Source organism: Rhizobium sp. LC145 (assembly GCF_001005825.1).
GTDB lineage: Bacteria > Pseudomonadota > Alphaproteobacteria > Rhizobiales > Rhizobiaceae > Neorhizobium.
Genome location: NZ_LBHV01000004.1, coordinates 182,374 through 203,221, shown reverse-complemented (window position 1 = coordinate 203,221; position 20,848 = coordinate 182,374). Strand labels below are relative to the sequence as shown.

Annotated in this window: 24 protein-coding genes; 15 read left to right on the top strand and 9 right to left on the bottom strand. The window is 62.9% G+C overall.

Translation table 11 applies throughout. From position 1 onward, the window contains the following. The first annotated feature begins 10 nt into the window (after positions 1-10). The gene (locus YH62_RS12515) at positions 11-241 is read left to right on the top strand and encodes a hypothetical protein (protein ID WP_046794559.1); all 231 of its coding nucleotides are present in this window, start codon (positions 11-13) and stop codon (positions 239-241) included. A 136-nt stretch (positions 242-377) separates the two neighbouring features. Here the strand turns inward: YH62_RS12515 and hutX are convergent, their stop codons facing one another. Together hutX and YH62_RS12505 are read right to left on the bottom strand one after the other, a co-directional pair. After that, complete coding sequence (gene hutX / locus YH62_RS12510) at positions 378-917, bottom strand: heme utilization cystosolic carrier protein HutX (protein ID WP_046794558.1); 540 nt, start codon at positions 915-917, stop codon at positions 378-380. An 11-nt stretch (positions 918-928) separates the two neighbouring features. Further along, positions 929-1,276, bottom strand: coding sequence for an antibiotic biosynthesis monooxygenase (locus tag YH62_RS12505; protein WP_046794557.1), 348 nt, complete (start codon positions 1,274-1,276; stop codon positions 929-931). Positions 1,277-1,440: 164 nt separating this feature from the next. Between YH62_RS12505 and YH62_RS12500 the strand changes: the two genes are divergently transcribed. Genes YH62_RS12500 through YH62_RS12490 form a run of 3 tightly spaced genes read left to right on the top strand, consistent with a single transcriptional unit; the run spans position 1,441 to position 4,192 of the window. After that, on the top strand, positions 1,441-2,325 hold the full coding sequence (locus tag YH62_RS12500; protein ID WP_046794556.1) for an ABC transporter substrate-binding protein: 885 nt from the start codon (positions 1,441-1,443) through the stop codon (positions 2,323-2,325). Further along, a complete protein-coding gene (locus YH62_RS12495) occupies positions 2,325-3,413 on the top strand; it encodes an iron ABC transporter permease (RefSeq protein ID WP_046794555.1) in 1,089 nt (362 codons plus the stop codon). The genes YH62_RS12500 and YH62_RS12495 overlap by 1 nt, the downstream gene beginning before the upstream one ends. After that, positions 3,410-4,192, top strand: coding sequence for a heme ABC transporter ATP-binding protein (locus YH62_RS12490; protein ID WP_046794554.1), 783 nt, complete (start codon positions 3,410-3,412; stop codon positions 4,190-4,192). Before YH62_RS12495 ends, YH62_RS12490 begins: the two co-directional genes overlap by 4 nt. On the opposite strand, the gene YH62_RS12485 is transcribed toward YH62_RS12490, so the two are convergent. Continuing rightward, entirely contained in the window at positions 4,193-4,555 is a 363-nt protein-coding gene (locus tag YH62_RS12485; RefSeq protein WP_046794553.1) for a YbaN family protein, read from the bottom strand. A gap of 388 nt (positions 4,556-4,943) precedes the next feature. Between YH62_RS12485 and galE the strand changes: the two genes are divergently transcribed. The 6 genes from galE to YH62_RS12455 all read left to right on the top strand — a co-directional run bounded on the left by galE (position 4,944) and on the right by YH62_RS12455 (position 10,245). Further along, positions 4,944-5,933: a UDP-glucose 4-epimerase GalE gene (gene galE / locus YH62_RS12480; protein ID WP_046794552.1), complete on the top strand. Its 990-nt coding sequence runs from the start codon at positions 4,944-4,946 to the stop codon at positions 5,931-5,933. 14 nt (positions 5,934-5,947) lie between these two features. Beyond that, positions 5,948-6,343: a VOC family protein gene (locus tag YH62_RS12475; RefSeq protein ID WP_046794551.1), complete on the top strand. Its 396-nt coding sequence runs from the start codon at positions 5,948-5,950 to the stop codon at positions 6,341-6,343. Positions 6,344-6,353: 10 nt separating this feature from the next. Continuing rightward, a complete protein-coding gene (ung, locus tag YH62_RS12470; protein ID WP_046794550.1) occupies positions 6,354-7,043 on the top strand; it encodes a uracil-DNA glycosylase in 690 nt (229 codons plus the stop codon). A 135-nt stretch (positions 7,044-7,178) separates the two neighbouring features. Next, positions 7,179-8,108 (top strand): VOC family protein, encoded by a 930-nt coding sequence (locus YH62_RS12465; protein ID WP_046794549.1) that lies wholly within the window; start codon positions 7,179-7,181, stop codon positions 8,106-8,108. Between the two features lie 24 nt (positions 8,109-8,132). After that, positions 8,133-8,747, top strand: a complete 615-nt coding sequence (locus YH62_RS12460) for an alpha/beta hydrolase (protein ID WP_046794548.1) — start codon at positions 8,133-8,135, stop codon at positions 8,745-8,747. 70 nt (positions 8,748-8,817) lie between these two features. Further along, positions 8,818-10,245, top strand: a complete 1,428-nt coding sequence (locus YH62_RS12455) for an aldehyde dehydrogenase family protein (RefSeq protein WP_046794547.1) — start codon at positions 8,818-8,820, stop codon at positions 10,243-10,245. 93 nt (positions 10,246-10,338) lie between these two features. Here YH62_RS12455 and YH62_RS12450 read toward each other — a convergent pair whose 3' ends face one another. Then, the gene (locus tag YH62_RS12450) at positions 10,339-11,019 is read right to left on the bottom strand and encodes a DUF1353 domain-containing protein (RefSeq protein ID WP_245282098.1); all 681 of its coding nucleotides are present in this window, start codon (positions 11,017-11,019) and stop codon (positions 10,339-10,341) included. A 112-nt stretch (positions 11,020-11,131) separates the two neighbouring features. Further along, complete coding sequence (locus tag YH62_RS12445) at positions 11,132-11,704, bottom strand: transglycosylase SLT domain-containing protein (protein ID WP_046794546.1); 573 nt, start codon at positions 11,702-11,704, stop codon at positions 11,132-11,134. Between the two features lie 249 nt (positions 11,705-11,953). On the opposite strand from YH62_RS12445, the gene YH62_RS12440 reads away from it, so the two are divergent. Further along, a complete protein-coding gene (locus tag YH62_RS12440; protein WP_046794545.1) occupies positions 11,954-12,163 on the top strand; it encodes a hypothetical protein in 210 nt (69 codons plus the stop codon). Here the strand turns inward: YH62_RS12440 and YH62_RS12435 are convergent. Next, the gene (locus tag YH62_RS12435) at positions 12,121-13,044 is read right to left on the bottom strand and encodes a DMT family transporter (protein ID WP_137326718.1); all 924 of its coding nucleotides are present in this window, start codon (positions 13,042-13,044) and stop codon (positions 12,121-12,123) included. The two genes, YH62_RS12440 and YH62_RS12435, sit on opposite strands and share 43 nt — an antisense overlap. Before the next feature lie 297 nt (positions 13,045-13,341). Here YH62_RS12435 and YH62_RS12430 point away from each other — a divergent pair, with 297 nt between their 5' ends. The 4 genes from YH62_RS12430 (at position 13,342) to YH62_RS12415 (ending at position 19,049) form a co-directional block, all read left to right on the top strand. Further along, positions 13,342-14,640 (top strand): adenylosuccinate synthase, encoded by a 1,299-nt coding sequence (locus YH62_RS12430; RefSeq protein ID WP_046794543.1) that lies wholly within the window; start codon positions 13,342-13,344, stop codon positions 14,638-14,640. Between the two features lie 58 nt (positions 14,641-14,698). Then, positions 14,699-16,981 carry a hypothetical protein gene (locus YH62_RS12425; RefSeq protein ID WP_046794542.1) on the top strand — a complete coding sequence of 761 codons (2,283 nt, stop codon included), beginning with the start codon at positions 14,699-14,701 and terminating at the stop codon, positions 16,979-16,981. 81 nt (positions 16,982-17,062) lie between these two features. Further along, a complete protein-coding gene (locus YH62_RS12420) occupies positions 17,063-17,461 on the top strand; it encodes a hypothetical protein (RefSeq protein ID WP_046794541.1) in 399 nt (132 codons plus the stop codon). Between the two features lie 163 nt (positions 17,462-17,624). Continuing rightward, complete coding sequence (locus YH62_RS12415) at positions 17,625-19,049, top strand: PepSY-associated TM helix domain-containing protein (RefSeq protein WP_046794540.1); 1,425 nt, start codon at positions 17,625-17,627, stop codon at positions 19,047-19,049. A gap of 74 nt (positions 19,050-19,123) precedes the next feature. On the opposite strand, the gene rpoH is transcribed toward YH62_RS12415, so the two are convergent. The 3 genes from rpoH to YH62_RS30495 form a co-directional block, all read right to left on the bottom strand. After that, positions 19,124-20,026 carry an RNA polymerase sigma factor RpoH gene (gene rpoH, locus YH62_RS12410; RefSeq protein ID WP_046794539.1) on the bottom strand — a complete coding sequence of 301 codons (903 nt, stop codon included), beginning with the start codon at positions 20,024-20,026 and terminating at the stop codon, positions 19,124-19,126. Positions 20,027-20,208: 182 nt separating this feature from the next. After that, positions 20,209-20,532 (bottom strand): DUF1127 domain-containing protein, encoded by a 324-nt coding sequence (locus YH62_RS12405; protein WP_046794538.1) that lies wholly within the window; start codon positions 20,530-20,532, stop codon positions 20,209-20,211. A gap of 78 nt (positions 20,533-20,610) precedes the next feature. Next, the gene (locus tag YH62_RS30495; protein ID WP_170986324.1) at positions 20,611-20,772 is read right to left on the bottom strand and encodes a hypothetical protein; all 162 of its coding nucleotides are present in this window, start codon (positions 20,770-20,772) and stop codon (positions 20,611-20,613) included. Positions 20,773-20,848: the final 76 nt, after the last annotated feature.

Sequence of the window (20,848 nt, the reverse complement as noted above, 5' to 3'; positions counted from 1 at the left end):
AGGGATTATCATGCCGCCGGATGAACTCGAAGCGACCCTGACGGCGCTGCCTTTGCGGGTAGGCGTCTATATTCCCGACGATCTTCTCGAGGACTGGTTCGCGCCAGGGACCGGAATGAAACCCGTGAGCGAAAACGCGCTGAAGGCCGCGGCAATCTATGGCCGGCGCTTCGAATGCGAGTTCAAATATTATCCGGATCGAATGGAAGGCGTCTTCTGGAAATGGGTGCCGGCGATCTGAGAGGCCACGAAAAGTGCGCCGCGCCACTCAAGATCACCTTCCTTGTTACGCACGGGGAGGGCGAACGGTCCGCCAGCGGCGCGGCGGCATGGTTCAGGTTTTTCGGCCCGGGAGAAACTTCCTGGGCCGGTTCCTTTCAAAGCGCGGCGTAACGGTCGCGCAGGCCCTCGAACTTCGCAAGCTGTTCCGTGATCAGTTCGCGGTTCTCGTCACGGCGGACGAAGACCTTGAACATGGCCGACCCCTTCTCGTTCATGAACCAGACGGAACAGGAGCGGCGGCCGTGGAAGGGCCGGTCCACGAAGGTCACCGAGGCGCAATTGTCCTTCTTGATATGACCGCCGATCGGGCTGTCGCCGTGAATATTGAACCAGCCATGGGCTTCGGAGCCCGCCGGCAGGCTGCCTTCGGCCTCGAGCACGATATCGTCCGTGTGGACGATGAACAGCACTTCGCCCCAGGTGGTCAGTTCTGACCAGATATCCGCGAAGGCTTCCTTGGAGGCGATCACAGCCGCGCCCTTGGGCAGGATTTCGAGGATTTCGGCAGGTGTTACGTCGGCGGTGGAGGCGATCGCCTCCACGACGCCATCCGGCTTGGCGGCGAGGGCTTCGAGCGCGCGGGCGCGCGGATCGGGGTTGATGTGGCCCGGCTTGATGTCAGCGGCTGCGTTCATCTCTGTTTCCCTCACGCGGCATCGGCGCGGCGAACGCCCTTGCTGTCTTCATGGATGATGACTTCGAAACCCTCGAAATGCGGGCCGGAAAGGTATTCGACCTTGCCGCGGTTTTCGCCGGCCTTGGCATGGGCCGCGCGGAACTGTTCCGACTGAGTCCAGGCGTGGAAATGCTCGTAGCTCTCCCAGACCGTGTGGGATGCGTAGAGGGTGTGATCCTCCGCCTTCGGGCCCTTCAGCATGTGGAATTCGATATAGCCCGGAAGCTCGGCCAGCCGACCTTCGCGGCTGCGCCAGACGGCTTCGAAGGCTTCTTCATAGCCCGGCACGACGCGGAAACGGTTCATGGCGATGTACATTGGATCGGTCCCTCACATATGTTTCATTTTCGGCTCAAGATATCTGCGGCCGGTGCTCTTGAAAAGCTGAAAAAACTTGCGTAGTCAACTCAAGTTATTGATGCCATCGAGAATGGCAGGCGCGGTCGGACGTGCTCCGAACGGATGGGAAAGGGGCAGAAATCATGAGGTCTTCCTTTGTTTTTCGCGGGCTGTTCGCAGCCATCGTCCTGACGGGAAGCATGCTGTCCCATAACGTTTTTGCCGCGGAGAAGGGTAATCCGGAGGCCCAGCGCATCGTCTCCGTCGGCGGCACGGTAACCGAAATCCTCTATGCTCTCGGTGCGCAGGACCGCATCGTCGCGGTGGATTCGACGAGCCTTTATCCCTCCGAAGCAGGTTCCAAGCCGGATGTCGGCTATATGCGCGCCCTTTCCGCCGAAGGCATTCTCGGCCAGCAGCCGGATCTGCTCCTCATCGAGGAAGGCTCCGGACCGCCGCCCGTTCTCGACATCCTCCGGGCGAGTGAAGTTGCGATGGTGACGATCCCGACGCCGCCGAAGGCCGAGGCCATTCCCCAGAAGATCAGGGATGTCGGCGCAGCGGTCGGCCTCTCCGACAAGGCGGAAGCGCTCGCAAGCGCGACGGATAAGGACCTCAAGACGCTTGCGGAAGACGTCGCCAAGCTGGGCGGCGAGAAGAAGCGGGTGCTCTTCGTGCTGTCCGTTTCCAACGGCCGCATCATGGCGGGCGGCGCCGATACGGAGGCCGGTGCCATTATCGAAATGGCCGGCGGCATCAATGCCGCCCCGACGATCACCGGCTACAAGCCGCTCTCCGACGAGGCGGTGATCGCGGCAAAGCCCGATGTCATCCTCTCCATGTCGCGCGGCGACCATCAGCTGAAGCCGGAGGAAGTCTTTGCGCTGCCTTCGATGCAAACAACGCCGGCTGCGGCCAACAAGGCGCTGGTTTCCATGGACGGCCTGCTTCTGCTCGGCTTCGGCCCGCGCACGCCCGAGGCTGCCCGCACGCTCGCCGCAAGCCTCTATCCGGGCGCGATGAACTGATGAAGACGCTGGCAATGCCCTTCCGGCTGGCAGCCGATGGAGACCGGACGCACCAGGGAGCGATCGTCCTCCTGCTGCTCGTCCTCCTGCTTGTCGCCGCCTGCCTCGTCTCGCTCGGCAGCGGCCCGACAGGGGTCGGCCTCTCCGAACTCTGGGCCTATCTGACCGGGAACACGGCCAGCCTTTCGGATCAGGAGCGGGTGGTGCTGGAGGCGGTGCGCCTGCCGCGCACCGCGCTCGGGCTTCTGGTCGGCGCGGGGCTCGCGGTCTCCGGAGCGATGATGCAGGGGCTCTTCCGTAACCCGCTCGCAGACCCCGGCATCGTCGGGGTCACCTCCGGCGCCGGGCTTTTCGCCGTTATCGCGATCGTGCTCGGCGGAACGGTTCTGGCGCCGCTTTCGGCTCTGTTCGGCAGCTATTTCCTGCCGTTGATGGCGTTTTTTGGCGGGCTTTTGAACACCTGGCTGCTCTATGTCATCGCAACCCGTGACGGGCAGACCTCCACGACCGCGCTCATCCTTTCCGGCATCGCGATCGGCGCCTTTGCCGCGGCCTTCATGGGGCTGCTGATCTTCATGGCCGATGACCGGCAATTGCGCGACATCACCTTTTGGAGCCTCGGCTCTCTCGGCGGAGCGACCTCCGGGCGCGTGCTGTCGATCCTGCCTTTCATCGTGCTGGTGATGGCGATCATTCCCTTCGTAGCCCGCGGGTTGGACGCTCTGGTGCTCGGCGATGCCGCCGCCTTCCACATGGGCATTCCGGTGCAGCGGCTGAAGAAGATCGTGATCGTGGCGGTCGCGGCCGCCTGCGGCTCCACCGTCGCGGTCGCAGGCTCGATCGGCTTCGTCGGTATCGTGGTGCCGCATCTCCTGCGTCTCGTGATGGGGCCGTCGCACCGTTTCCTTTTGCCGGGATCGGCGCTCGGCGGCGGCGCGCTGCTACTCATCGCCGACAGTGTCGCCCGGACCGTGGCCGCACCCGCCGAATTGCCGATCGGCGTCATCACAGCGCTCTTCGGAGCGCCTGTCTTCCTCTTCCTGCTGCTCGGCAGGCGAGGCGGCCTCGGAATGAGGGATGCGCCATGATTTCCGCGGAACAGATTACCGTCACCCGAGATGGTCGAAATCTGGTCGACAATATCAGCATCGAGCTGAAACCGGGCCAATTCACGGTGGTGATCGGCCCGAACGGAGCGGGCAAGTCGACGCTGATGAAGGCCATTTCGGGAGAGATGGAGCCAGATCGAGGCACAGTTACTTATCACGGCACCGATGTCCGTCTTTATAAGCCCGCCGACCTCGCGCGGAGGAGGGCGGTCCTGCCGCAGGCGATCCAGCTTGCCTTTCCCTTCACGGCTCTCGAGATCGTGCGCATGGGGGCGGTGGCTCAAGGGGCGCTGAACCCGACCGAACAGGCCCGTCAGGCGCTTTCCCGCGTCGGATTGCGCGGCTTCGAAAGCCGCCCCTATTTCTCACTTTCGGGCGGCGAGCAGCAGCGCGTGCAATTCGCTCGGGCGCTGGCGCAGGTGCCGCATCCGGTCGCGGACGGCCTGCCGCGGGCGCTCTTCCTCGACGAGCCGACCGCAAGCCTCGATATCGGCCACCAGATCGCCGTGCTGGAGATCGCCCGTGATTTCGCCAGCGCCGGCGGCGCCGTCCTTGCAATCCTGCACGACCTCAACCTGGCGGCCGAGTTCGCCGATCATCTCGTGGTGCTGAACCATGGCCGGGTGGTGGCGGAAGGCCCTTGTCTCGAAACGGTGAACGACGGGATTATCGCCAGCGTCTACGGTATCGCCGGTGCGGTGGGGCGTCTTCCGGCCGAGCACATTCCCTATGTGCTGCCGCAATCACGCGAGCGCTGATCAGGAACTCGGTTCTGGCCGCGTCACCACGAAGACCGCCGGAACGATCATCACGGCCGCAACGAGCATCGCCCGCCAGAAGGGCGGTGACGTGCCGAACCAGAAGAGCGCATAGCTTGCAGCCATAAGCGTAACCGCGGCGATCTTCGCCCTTCTGCTGATCGCACCTTCCCTGCGCCAGTTCTTCAAAGGAGGGCCGAACTTCGGATGCTCCATCAGCCAAGCTTCCAGCCGCGGCGAGGAGCGCGCGAAGCAGGCGACCGCCAGCAGCAGGAAAGGCGTCGTCGGCAGCACCGGCAGGAACGCGCCCACCACGCCGAGTGCCACGAAAAGCCAGCCGAGACAGAGGTACAGAAGGCGCATCAGGTGCTTTCGTGAATGATTCAGGTAAGTCCCTGAAGCTCATGTTTTCTCATGATTTTGTAGCAAGGCATAAGTTTTTTCCAGGGGCTGTCGATGCCTCAAATCGTCATCCCCCTGTGCTTGTCACAGGGATCCAGCGGCGTCGCGTCCGCGACGGGGAAGAGTCCTTTCACACAAAAGACTTCGCGCGGCTGGATTCCTGTGACAATCCTCGGGTTTAACCCGAGGAACAGGAATGACGAAAGTAGCACCTGCACTCCGGTCAAACCAGTGAACCGGCCGCAGTCCCGATGTTGAGTTTAAGCATCCTGATGTTCGCCGCTGCGGCTGGCTTTTCCGGACATGCCCGTTATAGTGCCGCCGACTTCAACAGCCTTCAGGAGACATGATGTCGAAAAAGAAAGTGCTCGTGGTCGGCGGGGCCGGCTATATCGGTTCCCATACCTGCCTAGTGCTGGCGGAACGGGGCTATGAACCCATCGTCTTCGACAATCTCTCCAACGGTCATTCTGAATTCGTGCGCTGGGGGCCCTTCGAGCAGGGGGATATCCGCGATCGTGCGCGCCTCGACGAAGTCTTCGCCAAGCACAAGCCGGATGCGGTGCTGCATTTCGCGGCGCTGATTGAGGTCGGCGAGTCGGTCAAGAACCCCGTCGGCTTCTACGACAACAACGTCGTCGGCGCGCTCACGCTTCTGGCTGCCGTGATCGATGCCGGCGTGGAGGCCTTCGTCTTCTCTTCGACCTGCGCCACCTATGGCCTGCCCGACCGGGTGCCGATGGACGAGACGCACAAGCAGGCTCCGATCAATCCTTACGGCCGCACCAAGTGGGTGATCGAGCAGGCGCTCAAGGATTACGGCACCTATAAGGGCCTGCGCTCGGTGATGCTGCGCTATTTCAACGCCGCCGGCGCGGATTTCGAAGGCCGGATCGGCGAGTGGCATACGCCGGAAACCCATGCGATCCCGCTGGCGATCGAGGCCGCGCTCGGCCGCCGTCAGGGCTTCAAGGTGTTCGGCGACGATTACGATACCCGCGACGGCACCTGCGTGCGCGACTATATCCACGTGCTCGACCTCGCGGACGCGCATGTGCGCGCCGTCGACTACCTGCTCGATGGCGGGGAGACGGTGGAACTCAACCTCGGCACCGGAACCGGCACGACCGTCAAGGAACTGCTGGCGGCGATCTCCGAGGTATCGGGCAAGCCCTTCCCGGTGGAATATGTCGGCCGGCGGGACGGCGATTCCACCTCGCTCGTCGCCAACAACGACAAGGCGCGCGCCGTGCTCGGCTGGGAGCCGAAATACAGTCTGACGGATATCATCCGCTCCGCGTGGGACTGGCATTCGCGCAGCAATCACATCCTGGAATGATACGGAAGACAGTCATGGCGAAGATGATCCACTCGATGATCCGCGTGCTGGAGGAGGCGCGGTCAGTTGAATTCTATCGGCAGGCCTTCGGGCTCGAGGTGGCGCAGCGCGTTCCCTTCGACGGTTTCACGCTGATCTATCTTTCCAATCCGGAGACCGGCTTCGAACTGGAGCTGACGGTCAATGCGGGCCGGGGAGAACCCTATGAGCTCGGCAACGGCTATGGCCACCTTGCAGTCTCCGTCGAGGATGTCGATGCCGAATACGAGCGCTTCACCGGGCTTGGACTGCCGGTCGGAAAGCTCGTGGATATGCAGCACGGCGGTAAGCCCTTCGGGCGCTTCTTCTTCGTGACCGACCCGGACGGCTACAAGATCGAAGTGCTGCAGAGAGGCGGGCGGTTCCAGTAAGGAGATGGAGATGACGGAGGGCGTGAAGCTCGAGGAAAGCTGGAAGCGGGTGCTCGGACCGGAATTCGCAAACCCGTATATGAGCGAGCTCCGCCGTTTCCTGATTTCCGAAAAGGAGGCGGGCAAGCACGTCTTTCCGAAGGGCTCGGAATATTTCCGGGCTCTCGACCTGACGCCGCTCGACAAGGTCAAGGTGGTGATCCTCGGGCAGGATCCCTATCACGGCTACGGGCAGGCGCACGGCCTCTGTTTCAGTGTCCGGCCCGGCGTGCGCATTCCGCCGTCGCTCGTCAACATCTACAAGGAAATGCAGACCGATCTCGGCATTCCGCCCGCCAATCACGGTTTCCTCGAACACTGGGCGGAGCAGGGCGTGCTGCTGCTCAACAGCGTGCTGACCGTGGAGGAGGCGAGGGCGGCCTCGCATCAGGGGCGCGGCTGGGAACGCTTCACCGATGCCGTGATCCGCGCCGTCAACGAGGAATGCGACGGCGTCGTCTTCATGCTCTGGGGTTCCTACGCGCAGAAGAAGGCGGCCTTCGTGGATACGAAAAAGCACTTCGTGCTGCGTGCTCCGCATCCCTCGCCGCTTTCGGCCCATAACGGCTTTTTCGGCTGCCGTCATTTTTCCAAGGCGAACGAATTCCTGGCCTCGCGCGGCAAACAGCCAGTGGAGTGGCAATTGCCTGAACGCGTCTAGTTCAGTGAACGATACGGACTTCGTGATATCCATTCAGTGAACAATGCGTTCGGGGACGGTAGCCTATCCAAGTCCCACCCGATCGACCACATTTGCCCCAGAACAAAGGCTTTTAGAGCCGGAAAGGGGTTTCAAATGCTCGATCAGATCAAGGGTCTCCATCACGTCACCTCGATGGCGGCCAGCGCCAGCACCAATAACAGGTTCTTCACCGATACGCTCGGGCTTCGCCGGGTCAAGAAGACCGTCAACTTCGATGCGCCGGATGTCTACCATCTCTATTACGGAGACGAAGTCGGCACGCCGGGTTCGGTGATGACCTATTTCCCGTTCCCGCATATCGCCCGCGGCCGTCCCGGCACGGGCGAAGTGGGGACCACGCTTTTCTCCGTGCCGCAAGGCTCCTTCGGTTTCTGGACCGACCGGCTGACGAAGGCGGGCGTCGAAGGCATCAAGGCCGACAGCGCCTTCGGTGAAAACCGGCTGCATTTCGCAGGCCCGGACGGCGACGGCTTCGCGCTTGTCGAGGTCAAGGACGATGCCCGCCTGCCTTGGACCGGCAACGGCGTTTCCGAAGACCATGCGATCCGCGGCTTCCATTCCGCTTCGCTGAGGCTTCGCGACGAAGGCGCGACCGCCGAACTCCTGAAGTTCATGGGCTATGAACAGGTGGATGCGAAGGACGGGGTCACGAGGCTCGGTATTCCGGGCGGCAACGGAGCCGATGTCATCGATATCGAAACCATGCCGAACATCAACGGCGCGCGCCCCGGCGCGGGCTCCGTGCATCACATCGCCTTTGCGGTAGAGAACCGCGAAAAGCAGCTCGAAGTCCGCAAGGCATTGATGGATACCGGCTATCAGGTAACCCCCGTTATCGACCGGGATTACTTCTGGGCGATCTATTTCCGCACGCCGGGCGGCGTGCTGTTCGAGGTCGCCACCAACGAACCTGGCTTCGATCGCGACGAGGATACCGCCCATCTCGGGGAGGCGCTGAAGCTGCCGATGCAGCACGAGCACCTGAGAAGGACCCTCGAACAGCATCTCGAACCGATCGCATAAGGGTTTCGGGACAGGAGAACAGAAATGAGTCACGACAGCTATGTGCACCGGGCGAGGCCCGGTGCACCCGGATCGCCGATCCTGTTCGTCTTTCACGGCACGGGCGGCGACGAGAACCAGTTCTTCGATTTCGGCGGCCGGCTGTTGCCGAACGCCACGGTGATCTCGCCGCGCGGCGATGTTGCCGAACATGGTGCGGCCCGCTTCTTCCGGCGCAGGGCCGAGGGCGTCTACGATCTGGACGATCTCTCCCGGGCAACCGAGCGGATGAGCGACTTCGTGGCGGCCAACCGTGACCGCCACGGCTCCTCGGCCGTGCTCGGACTCGGCTTTTCGAACGGCGCGAACATTCTCGCCAATATGATGATCGAGAAACCCGGCCTCTTCCATGCGGGCGTGCTGATGCACCCGCTGATCCCGTTCGTGCCCAAGGACCGCAGCAAAGGGGAGACGGCACGTGTGCTGATTACTGCCGGTCAATACGACCCGATCTGCCCGGTGACCGAGACGCAGGCGCTCGCGGACTATTTCCAGAGCCAGGGCGACAAGGTGACGGTGGAATGGCATGCCGGCGGGCATGAAATCCGCCCCAACGAGATCGAGGCGGTAAGGACGTTCTTTGCTCCTTACAGTGGGTGAGTTCTGCTTGCGGCAGGCATGACCATGGTCGATAGTATCCAGGTCATGCCTGTTCGATCGGAGGTCTCCCATGAGCAACCACCTGAAATTCTTCATCGACGGCGCATGGGTGGAGCCTGCAATCCCCGTGGCGCTGGACGTGATCGACCCTTCGACGGAAGAGGCCTTCACGCGGATCGCTCTCGGCTCGAAGGAGGATGTGGATAAGGCGGTGGCCGCGGCGAAAGCCGCATTTCCTGTCTTTTCCGTCTGGCCGAAGGAGGAGCGGCTGAAGCTCCTGCGACGCATCCTCGCTGAATACGAGAAGCGCTACGAAGACATTGCCAAAGCGGTTTCGCAGGAAATGGGGGCGCCGCTCACCTTCGCCCGCAATTCGCAAGCCGCCGCCGGCAAGGGGCACCTCATCGCCACGATCGAAGCCTTCGAGGCTTACGAGTTCACCGAGAAGCGCGGCACGACGACCATCGTCAAGGAGCCGATCGGCGTCTGCGCCCTCATCACACCGTGGAACTGGCCGCTCAACCAGATCGTCTGCAAGGTGGCGCCGGCGATCGCCGCCGGCTGCACCATGGTTTTGAAGCCTTCCGAGATCGCGCCGATCAGCGGCATCATCTTCGCTGAGGTGATGGAGGCGGCCGGCACGCCGAAGGGCGTGTTCAATCTGGTGAACGGCACCGGTCCCGATGTCGGGCAGGTCATGGCCGGCCATCCGGATGTCGACATGGTGTCCTTCACCGGCTCGACGCGCGCCGGCATTATCGTCGCCAAGACGGCGGCCGATACCGTCAAGCGGGTGGCGCAGGAACTCGGTGGAAAGTCTCCCAACATCATCCTTCCCGATGCCGATCTCGAACAGGCGGTTTCCGAAGGGGTCACGTCCTGCTTCGGCAATTCCGGCCAGTCCTGCGATGCGCCGACGCGCATGCTGGTGCCGGCCGATCGGCATGACGAGGCGCTTGCGATCGCCAAGGCAGCCGCGGAAAAGGTGAAGACGGGAGATCCGCGCGCGAAGGATACCGATCTCGGTCCGGTCGTCAGCAAGGCCCAGTTCGACAAGATCCAGCGGCTGATCGAGGCCGGTATCGAGGAGGGCGCGACACTCGTGACCGGCGGACCGGGCAGGCCGGAAAATCTCAATCGCGGCTACTATGTGCGGCCGACGGTGTTCGCAAACGTGACCAACGACATGACCATCGCCCGCGAGGAAATCTTCGGGCCGGTGCTGTCGATCCTGCCTTACAGGGACGAGGAACAGGCGATCGAGATCGCCAACGATACACCGTACGGCCTCGCGGCTTACGTCCAGTCGGGTGATCTCGCCCATGCCCGCAAGGTCGCCGCACGGCTAAGAGCCGGCTCAGTCTACATCAACTATCCCGATTGGGACACGAAGGCGCCGTTCGGCGGCTACAAGCAATCCGGCAATGGCCGGGAATATGCCGACTGGGCCATCCACGACTTCCTGGAGATCAAGGGCATCGTCGGCTACGGCGAATGAAACTTTCAATCCTCCATCCGTTCGCAAACCTGCGGGTGTTCTGATCGCGTAAGCCGAAGCAACGGGCTTCAGGCACAGAGCCGCAGCGGGTTGCTAAAAGTCGATGGCCGAGATGATCCTTCCCGGCCGGGCACCAGCGATGCGCGGTGGGGCCGGAGGCGTGCGAAATACACGGTCCTTCTCCTCGGGAGCCACTTCGGGAAAGGCCGCATCGATTTCCGCGCGATGTTCCTCAGAGATGTGGCCCCGAGCACAGGCCCCCTGTTCATTCCACACCTTCTTCGCAATTGCTCCGCTGACGGCGGATGTAATGGCGTTTCCGGCAAGATCGTTGCGGTCCACCTTGTTTTGCACGATCAGCGCCTGGATGGCCTCGCCCAGAATTTTTGCAGAATCCTCGAAAGTTACGTCTTCAAGCCCGTCGAAACGGGGATTGCGCTCCCCGTCGAGAAGACAATGCCGTGCTTCGAACAACCAATCGTGGATCATGTAAGCCGGCGCATAGCCCCAGGGTGAAAGGCCCTTGAATATCTGCGCACCTCTTGGGACGGAGCCGCCATCGGTATACATGATGCCCGGCTTGATAACCGTTGCGGGCTGATTGCCGTTCGGGCGGGTGAAGGTCAGCGGTGCGCCCGGTCGAGGAACGAAGACGAATTTGCCGTCTCCACTCGGGCCGCCTTCGCCCACCCACATGACCACAAGACTGCCGCTGAACCTGCCTGGCGGCTGATCCCGATAATAAATCGAGCCGCAGCCCGCCAGCGCCAACACGGATGCGATGATGCCCTTCAGGCGAGCCCTCATTGCCTTTCCCCCCAAATCCGGTCGGAATTTAGGGGAAGGAGGACGGAATTCAATCGTCGCGTGTTTCCACGTTCCAGCCTCAGTAACCGCAGTTCCTCAACTGCGCCTCGTATTTCGATGCCATGGCGGCGGAGCGCTGGGCCGCCTTCCTGACGCCGGAGCCGAATTGGCCCTTCGAATAGCCGGCGTGGCCGGAATAATAGGCGAGATAGAGCCTGTAGCCGTCGTTGAGCGGAATGCCGTTCCGCATGTGACTGCGGTTATGATACCAGCCGACGAAGTGGATTGCGTCGGTGAAATCGGTACGGCTGGCGCTCCAGCGGCCGGTGGCGCGCTTGTATTCGAGCCAGGTTCCGTCGAGCGCCTGCGCATAACCATAGGCGGAGGAGGGGCGCTTCCACGGAATGAAGCCGAGCAGCTTGGTGCGCGGCGGTCGGGCGTTGGAGCGGAAACCGGATTCCGTATAGATCGTCGCCATCAGGATGGGTACGGGTACGCCGAATTCGCGCTCGGCTGCCCTGGCATCGCGTGCCCAGTTGTTGAAAAGCCCGTCCCGTTGCTCGAAGATCGCACAGGCATTCGTGATCCGGTTGGGAGCGGAAGCACAGGCGGAAAGCAGCAGCAGGAGAGCGATGGAGAACGCAATACGCATCGCCTAGTCTCTCTCGGTTTCGAGAGATTAATGACCCGTAAAATTTAAGGAAAAGTTTAGGAATCGGGATGTCGCGCCGACAGCGCCCCCGGTGGCGTCCCCCAGGCGGCGTCTCATTGTGGGAAAAAGCGCGATTTCATTAAAATTGCAGTTATCGGCTTAAGCGCGCCGAAAACCTGCCATCCTAGGCTGGCTTCATCGAGAAAAAGAGACGGCGGGCTGGCCGTCCGACGAAACAGGGTTCAGGCAATGGTCAAGAAGCTCATCATTTCCGCGATCGTTCTGACGGTTCTCATCGCCGGCAAGGAAGCCGATGCGGCCGGACCGACCGGCCTCGTCCGCGATTTCGCAGCCTCGCCCTCGGTGCAATTCGAGGGCGCCGAAGGCGATCTCGGCACGATGGACGCGCTGGACGGCTATTTCGATCTGTTTGCCGAAGGCGCCGAGATGCCGGCCTGATCGCCTGCGGAGGCCGGTTTTCCAATTTCGGCGATCGCGATGCCGCCAAGCGCCAGTGCGAGCGCGAGGATGTGGAAAAGCTGCAGGTCCTCGCCGAGGATGGCGACGGACAGCAGCGTGCCGAAGACGGGCACAAGGTTGATGAAGAGGCCGGCGCGGTTGGCGCCGATGGTTTCCACGCCCCTGATGTAGAAGATCTGCGCGATGAGTGAGGCGAAGATCGCCGTATAGAGGCCGATGACCCAGCCTTCGGTATCCGGCCATACGAGGGCGTCGCGGGAATATTCCCATGCCACCAGCGGCGCGGTGGCCAGCATCGCGAACAGTGCCGGGAAGGCCATCAGCGTGCGCCAGTCGACGCGCGGCTTCCAGCGCAGCGCGATCGTATAGAGGGCATAGACCACGACGGCGATGATCATGATAGCGTCGCCGAAATTGACCCCGAGATGGATGAGGCTTCCAAGATCGCCATGGGCGGCGGTCAGCGCAACGCCCGCCAGCGTCAGCGAAAAGCCGGCGATCTGCGCGAACGATACCCGCGTCCTGAACAGGAGGAAATTGAGGACGAAGATCAGCATCGGAATGCCGGCCTGCTCGATCGTCACGTTGATCGCCGTCGTGTAGTTGACGGCGGTATAAAGCGCGGCATTGAAAATGGTGTAGCCGATGATGCCGTAGAAGATGAAGATCGGCAGGTTTTTCTTCACGACAGGCCAGTCCCTGACGAGCTGCGGAACCGAGATCGCGAAGATGATGGCGGTTGCGAAGAACCAGCGCCAGAAGGTGAGCATCATCGGGCTCACATGGCCGATCGCGAGCTTACCCGCCACCGCGTTGCCGCCCCAGCAGAGCGCTGCCGTGGCGAGATAGAAATAGGCCATTTTGCGCAAGACATTCTCCTTCGCCGGCGCAAAGGCGCATCAAACCTTCGGCGACAGGCGCAATAACGCGCCGTTCGGTGATTTGTCACGCAAAAACCATGGCATGGCCACAAACAGGTCGCTTTCCTTCCGCCAAGGCATTATAGATGCGGCCGTTTGCAGCGCGTTTGCCGTGTGCGACAGGCAAAACGCTGTGGGAATTCGGATCGGCGCATATCCCTTCCATGGATCATTTCGATCTATGGGGCTATGCGCGTATGGACGTTTGGGCTTTGCCCGGAAAACAGGAAGCGAAAAATGACGAATGTCGTAGTGATCGGTTCGCAGTGGGGCGACGAAGGCAAAGGCAAGATTGTCGACTGGCTTTCGGAACGCGCCGATATCGTCGTGCGCTTCCAGGGCGGGCACAATGCTGGCCATACGCTGGTGATCGACGGCACGAGCTATAAGCTTTCCCTGCTGCCCTCCGGCGTCGTGCGCCCCGGCAAGCTGGCGGTTATCGGCAACGGCGTGGTGGTCGATCCGCATGCGCTGGTCGCCGAGATCGACAAGCTCGGAGCACAAGGGGTGAATATCACCCCGGACAACCTGCGCATCGCCGACAACGCGACGCTGATTCTCTCTCTGCACCGCGAACTGGACGGCATGCGCGAGGATGCGGCCTCCAACAGCGGCACCAAGATCGGCACCACCCGCCGCGGCATCGGCCCGGCCTATGAGGACAAGGTGGGCCGCCGCGCCATCCGCGTCATGGACCTTGCCGATCCGGAAGCGCTTTCGGCCAAGGTCGATCGCATCCTCACCCATCACAACGCGCTGCGTCGCGGCTTCGGCGTTCCGGAAGTTTCGCATGAGACCATCATGCAGGAGCTCATGTCGGTTGCCGAGCGGGTCCTGCCTTACCGCGAGACCGTCTGGGAGCTTCTGGACAAGGAGCGCCGCAAGGGTTCGCGCATCCTGTTCGAAGGCGCCCAGGGTTCGCTCCTCGATATCGATCACGGCACCTATCCCTTCGTCACCTCGTCCAACACGGTCGCCGGCCAGGCGGCCGCCGGTTCCGGCATGGGGCCCGGCGCGCTCGGCTACATCCTGGGGATCACCAAGGCCTATACGACCCGCGTCGGCGAGGGGCCGTTCCCGACTGAACTCAACGACGAGATCGGCCAGTTCCTCGGCGAGAAGGGCCATGAGTTCGGCACGGTAACGGGCCGCAAGCGCCGCTGCGGCTGGTTCGACGCAGCACTGGTACGTCAGTCGGTGGCGACCAATGGAATCACCGGCATCGCGCTGACCAAGCTCGATGTGCTCGATGGCCTCGACGAGCTGAAAATCTGCGTCGGCTACATGCTCGATGGCGAGCGGATCGATCACCTGCCGGCAAGCCAGGGCGCGCAGGCACGCGTCGAGCCGGTCTACATCACGCTCGAAGGCTGGAAGGAATCGACTGTGGGCGCCCGCAAATGGGCGGACCTGCCGGCTCAGGCGATCAAATACGTCCGCCAGGTGGAGGAATTGATCGGTGCGCCCGTCGCGCTACTTTCGACCAGTCCGGAGCGCGAGGACACCATACTTGTGACTGATCCGTTTGAAGACTAATGTCTCAAAATGGTTACCTTTCATCCGGCGTTAAGCCGATGAACGTGAGAAAGTGCTGATGGCTGATTTTGTAGCGGTTATCCGCCGCGCCGTGGACGGTCTGGCGAACAATACGCCCGAAATGCGGACGAAGGTCTACGACAAGGCTCGTAGCGCGGTCCAGCGGCAGCTAGAGAACATGAAGCCGCGTCCCTCGGACGACATGTTGCGCCGGCAGATGGAAAAGCTGGAAGCGGCGATCGTCGAGGTGGAAGGCGAGCACGCCGAGGCCCTGCCGCCGATCGAAGAACAGGCGCTTGCCGAGGAGCCGGTTGCCTATCCGGCGGAGACCGATGCGGCCCTTCCCGAGGAACCGGCTGCCCAGGAGGAGCCGGATACCTACGAGGAGCCGGCCGAGCGCGACGTGCATGAGGCGGGGCAGGAAACCGCTGCGGCCGAAGAGCCTGTTGCGGAGGAAGCCGAGGCGCATGAGCCGGAGCCGCAGGCCGAAAGCGAAGCCTATGCGGAAACCACTCCCGCCTATCCGGAAGAGCCCGCCTATCCGGAAGAGGAAGCGGAACAGGTAACTGCCGCGTCTGACGAGCAGGGGCCTTCGGGCGAGGAGCCTCAACGCTACGGCGACTGGCGCGACGAAATACCGGACGAGGATACGGTTTCGCCGCATGAGCCGGCCTACGAGACGATCCCGCGCCTGGAGGATACATCGGACAGGCTTGCCGAGGAGCCGGCGCCGGCATCCGAATATGCCGCCGATGGTTACCATCCGGCGCATGAGGAAGAGCCGGTAGCAGCCGGCCAGCCGCAGGAGCCCGCCTGGGAGCATGAACCGGCAGCCGCCGCGCAGCGTCCGGAAGAGGATTGGGGCTGGAACGACCCGGCCGAAACGCGGCACGCTGCGGAAGCCGAATCGGCATGGAACGACGTCCCGGACCTTTCGTTGCCGGCTCGCAAGGGGGCAGAGGCCGACGCCCATGCCGCCGCATCGGAGCCGGTCGACGCCCGTTTCGTTCAGGAGAACAATGTCGCGGCCGATTCGGTACGCATGCCTTCCGTCTCCGATCTTCCCGAGTTCGGGGCAAAGCCCTCGCATGCTGTGTCCGATGCCGATAATCGGCAGGCGGACGGCGCCCGCAAGGAGGAAAACGACCCTTGGGCCGACCTGGAGGAGCTGATCGGCTACAACAAGGACGCTCCCTTCACGGGTACGGCGCGCGATCCGCTCGCGGCTGAAAGCGCGAAGGACGATGCGCCCGCCGCCAAGGCCTATCGCGTCACCCCTGAAAAGAAGCGCGGCTACACCGGTGTGGTGCTCGGCCTGCTGGGCCTCGTCGTCGTTCTCGGCGGCGGTTACGGCCTCTGGCTCAACCGCGAGGCTTTGACCGAGATGGTCAGCGCCTTCGTGGAGCCCGGCCCACCCGGAACGGAAACGCCATCCGCCGAGACGGCGCCCGCCACGCCGCAGACGCCGCCGCCCGCGCAGCCGTCGAACGGCAATGGAAACGGCGCCGCGGCGCCGACACCGGACGACGGATCGGTCGCTGGCAGCAAGTTCACGCAGCGTCTGCTGCCGGACGGTTCGGAAGTGGATGAAGGACCAGGCGGCGCGCCTGCAAGCGGTGCCGAAGGCCAGTCCGTCGCTTCGCTGAATTCACCGCCGGCGCCTGCCGCTTCCGATACACCCGCTCAGGGAACGACGCCTGCTGCCACGAGCGAGCAAGGCGCCGAAGCCGCTGGCGATCAGCCCGCTCCGACCGCCAATCCGTCGGATGCGCCGGCGCTGGCGGGCGAGAAGATGTTCCTCTACGAGGAGCGTCTCGGCCAGACGGCTCCGACCGCGATCGAGGGAGCGGTTTCCTGGTCCCTCCAGCGCGAACCGGGCGAGAACGGCGCGCAGGAGCCGGTGGTGCAGGGGCGCATCGCCGTACCCGGCCGTGGGCTGACCGCGCTTCTCACCGTCAAGCGCAATGCCGACCCGTCGCTGCCGGCAAGCCATCTGATCGAAATCGTCTTCTCGGTTCCGCCGGATTTCGAGGGCGGGGCGATCGACAGCGTACAGCGCATCGCGATGAAGCAGACCGAGCAGGATCGGGGCAACGCGCTGATCGCCGTTCCGGCGAAGATCACCGACGATTTCCACATGATCGCGCTCAACGATTTCCCGGATGCGCGGGCCACCAATCTCGAGCTGCTGCGCAGCCGCGACTGGATGGACATCCCGCTGGCTTACCGGAATGGCCGCCGCGCCTTGCTTACCCTGCAGAAGGGGCCGGCAGGCGTGCAGGCGTTCAACGAGGCGATCCGCGAATGGGCCGCGCTCGGGAACTCCGCCAGCAGCCAGTGATGCGAGCTTAATTCCACTGCGGCGCGTTGAAGGTCAACGTGCCGCAGTGACAAGCGGCGGCTTGCCGGGGCATGTGAAGCCATGCGCGACATCAGGCGGATCATCGGCGATGCAATGAGCGGCGGGGTTCTCGCCGCGCTGATCGTCGTCATGCTCACGATGCAGGGCGCGATCGGCGCCTATGCGCAGGCCTCGATGGCATCGGCTGAAACCGATCCGGTGCTCGTCATCTGCGCCACGCACGGCACGGAGACGCTGCCGCAAAAGCATTCTCCCGATGCTTCATGGCCGGATTGCTGCTCCGCGGCGTGTCAGATCGCATGCACGATCGGGCATGGCTTTCCGCCGGAAAGCTTCGTCCTCAATAATTACCGGCCGCATGCGGCACACCATTCCTTCGAGACAGTTTTTGCCGACCTCGCTCCGCGCGCCCTCGGGCTGACGGGGGAGGCGCGCGCTCCTCCGCCATTCTCCATCTGACGTTCGACCGCTCGATCCGGCGTGAAGCGCACGCCGCCCCATACGTCCCTGGAGAAAACCATGTTCAGCCTTCCGCAGGCGCGGCTCGTTTCGCTGCGCGTCGCCTTGACCGTTTCACCTCCTTGTCCGGTTTTCGGGCAAGCCATTCCGGGAGGAGGGCGGCATGGCTATTGATGCGAGCCCGCGTTCCGAAGCCCGCGATCAGGAGGGAGCGATGAAGCTCTTCATCCTGAGGCTGCATTTCTATGTCGGACTTTTCGTCGGCCCCTTCATTCTCGGCGCAGCACTTTCCGGCGTGCTCTATGTCGTGACGCCGCAGATCGAAACCTGGCTCTATCGCGACCAGCTTTACGCAGCGACGGCAGGCAGCCCTCAGCCGCTTGCCGCGCAGGCTGAGGCGGCGCGCGCGTTCATAGGCGAGGGGCCGAGGCTTTTCGCGATCCGCCCGGCGCCGCAAGAGGGCATGACAACGCAGGTGATGTTCAGCGAGCCCGGTCTCGGCGAATCCGAAAGCCGGGCGATCTTTGTCGATCCGGCCTCCTTGAAGATCCAGGGAGACCTGGTGGTCTACGGCACCAGCGGTGTTCTGCCGTTCCGCACGACGCTCGACTATCTCCACCGCAACCTGCTTCTCGGCGAACCCGGCCGTTATTACAGCGAGCTTGCCGCCTCCTGGCTGTGGCTGGCCGTGCTCGGTGGCGTTTTCCTCTGGTTCTGGCGGCGCAAGGCCGTCCGGCCCGCAGCAGAAAAGGCGCGCAAAGCCTTCGCCATGCGCCGTCTCCACAGCCTGATCGGCCTCTGGATCGCGGTGGGGCTTCTGTTCCTTTCGGCGACGGGACTGACCTGGTCCCGCTGGGCGGGAGACCGCATCGACCAGTTCCGGTCCGAGGTCGGCTGGGTCACGCCCTCGGTCTCGCTGGCGCTCGGCGGTACTTCCCCCGCGGCCCCGCAGGGAGACCATGCCCATCACGGCGGCGGGGAAGGGCATGGTCATATGGCCATGCAGGAGGCGGCAGTCGATCCGGTGGCGCAGCTCGATCGGATTCTGGCCGTCTCGCGGGAGGCCGGCATCGATTCCGGCATGCTCGAACTTCGCCCGCCGCGAGCCGACGGTCAGGCCTGGCTGGTGCGCGAATATGATCGGCAATGGCCGACCCAGGTGGATACGATAGCCATCGATCCGCAAACTCTTCAGGTGACCAGCCGGGCGGATTTCGAGACCTTTCCGATCGTGGCGAAACTGATCCGCTGGGGGATCGATGCCCATATGGGCATACTCTTCGGCGTGGCGAACCAGATCGTCATGGCAGCGCTCGGCACCGCGCTGATCGTGATGATCGTCTACGGCTACCGGATCTGGTGGACGAGGAGACCGGCTCCCGGCGCCGTGCCGCGCACACTTATCCGCGCGTGGTGCTATCTTTCCCTGCCGGCGAAGGTCGGCGTGATCCTCGTGGCCGTCGCGCTCGGTTGGGCGCTGCCGGTTATGGGCGCAAGCCTGATGGCGTTTCTGGCCGTGGATATCGTCCGATGGAGGCTCTCGAGCCGAAAGGGCGCGAGTGGCGGCGTCAAGGCTCCGGCAGAGTAATTGCCGGGTCTTTTGCGCGCAAAGAAAAAAGGGCTGCCGAGGCAGCCCTTTTTCACGTTCAGTTTTGGATGGGCTCAGGCGTCGACGACGCGCAGAGCCTGCGCTTGGGCGAGCGCTTCCTTGCGGACGGCTTCCTGCACCTTTTCGAAGGCGCGGACCTCGATCTGGCGCACGCGCTCGCGGCTGATGTCAAACTCGGACGAAAGCTCTTCCAGCGTCACCGGATCGTCGGCAAGGCGGCGAGCCTCGAAGATGCGGCGCTCGCGCTCGTTCAGCACGCTCATCGCCTTGGAGAGCATGCGGCGGCGAGTGTCGAGCTCGTCCTGCTCGATCAGCACTTCTTCCTGGCTGTCCTGTTCGTCCACCAGCCAATCCTGCCACTGGCCGGCTTCACCTTCGGCGGCGCGGATCGGCGCGTTCAGCGAGGCATCGCCGGAAAGGCGGCGGTTCATGGAAACCACTTCCTCTTCGGAGACGTTCAGCTTCGTGGCGATCTCCTTGACGTGCTCCGGCTTCAGATCGCCGTCATCGATCGCCTGGATGCGGCCCTTCAGCCGGCGCAGGTTGAAGAACAGGCGCTTCTGGTTGGCGGTCGTGCCCATCTTCACGAGCGACCAGGACCGCAAGATATATTCCTGGATGGAAGCCTTGATCCACCACATGGCATAGGTAGCCAGGCGGAAGCCACGCTCCGGATCGAACTTCTTGACGGCCTGCATGAGACCGACATTTCCTTCCGAGACGACTTCACCGATCGGCAGACCGTAGCCGCGATAGCCCATGGCGATCTTCGCCACGAGACGCAGGTGGCTGGTCACGAGCTTGTGGGCCGCGTCGCGATCACCATGTTCGGCATAGCGTTTCGCGAGCATGTATTCCTGCTGCGGTTCCAGCATCGGGAACTTGCGGATTTCGTCGAGATATCGATTGAGACCGGCTTCGCCGGCGGTAATGGACGGCAATGTATTGCGGGCCATAGAGCACCCCCTTGTGATCGTATTTTCCGGCTCCCTCTTGGATTTAGCCCAACGGCCGAAGGCAAGCCGCGGATGCGGGTCATTTCCGACCCCGCACCAACCCAGCTAACAAATAAGTAGGGCAAAACGGTGATTCAAGTGTTCACAGAAGCGTTATACCATTACAGTTTGGTAATGTAGGCTCATGGAATTTTGCGCTCCAGAGCGTGGGAGGCGCCACGCCGGTAACGGCTGTATCCGCCATATGTTTCACTTCTGGAAAGACCAATATCCTTCAACTGATCCTCCGTCAATTCCAGGAGCGCCAGCCGGGTGCGGCGTCGGCGAAGCCTGCGCGCGAGGAAGGCGAAAAGATGGAGCAGCAAGCCGAGCCGGCGATGCGGTTCGGGAGCGCTTGTGAATGCCTCCGCCTCTTCAGCTCGCGGAGCTGGAGGGAGCGGAAGTTCAAGAATGAGGTCGTGCTTTTCCGACCCCCGGTCCAGGACCGTTGGCGCTTCGTTTTTCATCGTGGTTCTCCGGAAAAGATGCCGGCTTTGCGGAAGCCGACATCATCGGGTGCTTAGGGGCCTTGGTGAGGAGGCTCGTTACTTTCGAGATGCTAGGGCAGTGCGGGTCGCGGCTTCGGCTTCTCTCAGCGCCTCGGCGCATTCCTCGCAGCAGACTTCGACCGTCTTGCCGCCGATCTTCACGGCAATCCGCGTCTCGTCGAGTTCGCAGTCGCAGGCGGCACAGGTGTTCGCTTTCATGGGTCTCATCTCCCGAATGAATGATTGCAGGAGAAGGAAAGCACTTTTGGGATAGGCGGCGCTGTCAGATTCTTTA

Excerpts from the sequence above, each read along its gene's own strand:
- YH62_RS12515 (WP_046794559.1), top strand. The coding sequence starts at position 11 with ATGCCGCCGGATGAACTCGAAGCGACCCTGACGGCGCTGCCTTTGCGG.
- hutX (WP_046794558.1), bottom strand. The coding sequence starts at position 917 with ATGAACGCAGCCGCTGACATCAAGCCGGGCCACATCAACCCCGATCCG.
- YH62_RS12505 (WP_046794557.1), bottom strand. The coding sequence starts at position 1,276 with ATGTACATCGCCATGAACCGTTTCCGCGTCGTGCCGGGCTATGAAGAA.
- YH62_RS12500 (WP_046794556.1), top strand. The coding sequence starts at position 1,441 with ATGAGGTCTTCCTTTGTTTTTCGCGGGCTGTTCGCAGCCATCGTCCTG.
- YH62_RS12495 (WP_046794555.1), top strand. The coding sequence starts at position 2,325 with ATGAAGACGCTGGCAATGCCCTTCCGGCTGGCAGCCGATGGAGACCGG.
- YH62_RS12490 (WP_046794554.1), top strand. The coding sequence starts at position 3,410 with ATGATTTCCGCGGAACAGATTACCGTCACCCGAGATGGTCGAAATCTG.
- YH62_RS12485 (WP_046794553.1), bottom strand. The coding sequence starts at position 4,555 with ATGCGCCTTCTGTACCTCTGTCTCGGCTGGCTTTTCGTGGCACTCGGC.
- galE (WP_046794552.1), top strand. The coding sequence starts at position 4,944 with ATGTCGAAAAAGAAAGTGCTCGTGGTCGGCGGGGCCGGCTATATCGGT.
- YH62_RS12475 (WP_046794551.1), top strand. The coding sequence starts at position 5,948 with ATGGCGAAGATGATCCACTCGATGATCCGCGTGCTGGAGGAGGCGCGG.
- ung (WP_046794550.1), top strand. The coding sequence starts at position 6,354 with ATGACGGAGGGCGTGAAGCTCGAGGAAAGCTGGAAGCGGGTGCTCGGA.
- YH62_RS12465 (WP_046794549.1), top strand. The coding sequence starts at position 7,179 with ATGCTCGATCAGATCAAGGGTCTCCATCACGTCACCTCGATGGCGGCC.
- YH62_RS12460 (WP_046794548.1), top strand. The coding sequence starts at position 8,133 with ATGAGTCACGACAGCTATGTGCACCGGGCGAGGCCCGGTGCACCCGGA.
- YH62_RS12455 (WP_046794547.1), top strand. The coding sequence starts at position 8,818 with ATGAGCAACCACCTGAAATTCTTCATCGACGGCGCATGGGTGGAGCCT.
- YH62_RS12445 (WP_046794546.1), bottom strand. The coding sequence starts at position 11,704 with ATGCGTATTGCGTTCTCCATCGCTCTCCTGCTGCTGCTTTCCGCCTGT.
- YH62_RS12440 (WP_046794545.1), top strand. The coding sequence starts at position 11,954 with ATGGTCAAGAAGCTCATCATTTCCGCGATCGTTCTGACGGTTCTCATC.
- YH62_RS12435 (WP_137326718.1), bottom strand. The coding sequence starts at position 13,044 with ATGGCCTATTTCTATCTCGCCACGGCAGCGCTCTGCTGGGGCGGCAAC.
- YH62_RS12430 (WP_046794543.1), top strand. The coding sequence starts at position 13,342 with ATGACGAATGTCGTAGTGATCGGTTCGCAGTGGGGCGACGAAGGCAAA.
- YH62_RS12425 (WP_046794542.1), top strand. The coding sequence starts at position 14,699 with ATGGCTGATTTTGTAGCGGTTATCCGCCGCGCCGTGGACGGTCTGGCG.
- YH62_RS12420 (WP_046794541.1), top strand. The coding sequence starts at position 17,063 with ATGCGCGACATCAGGCGGATCATCGGCGATGCAATGAGCGGCGGGGTT.
- YH62_RS12415 (WP_046794540.1), top strand. The coding sequence starts at position 17,625 with ATGGCTATTGATGCGAGCCCGCGTTCCGAAGCCCGCGATCAGGAGGGA.
- rpoH (WP_046794539.1), bottom strand. The coding sequence starts at position 20,026 with ATGGCCCGCAATACATTGCCGTCCATTACCGCCGGCGAAGCCGGTCTC.
- YH62_RS12405 (WP_046794538.1), bottom strand. The coding sequence starts at position 20,532 with ATGAAAAACGAAGCGCCAACGGTCCTGGACCGGGGGTCGGAAAAGCAC.
- YH62_RS30495 (WP_170986324.1), bottom strand. The coding sequence starts at position 20,772 with ATGAAAGCGAACACCTGTGCCGCCTGCGACTGCGAACTCGACGAGACG.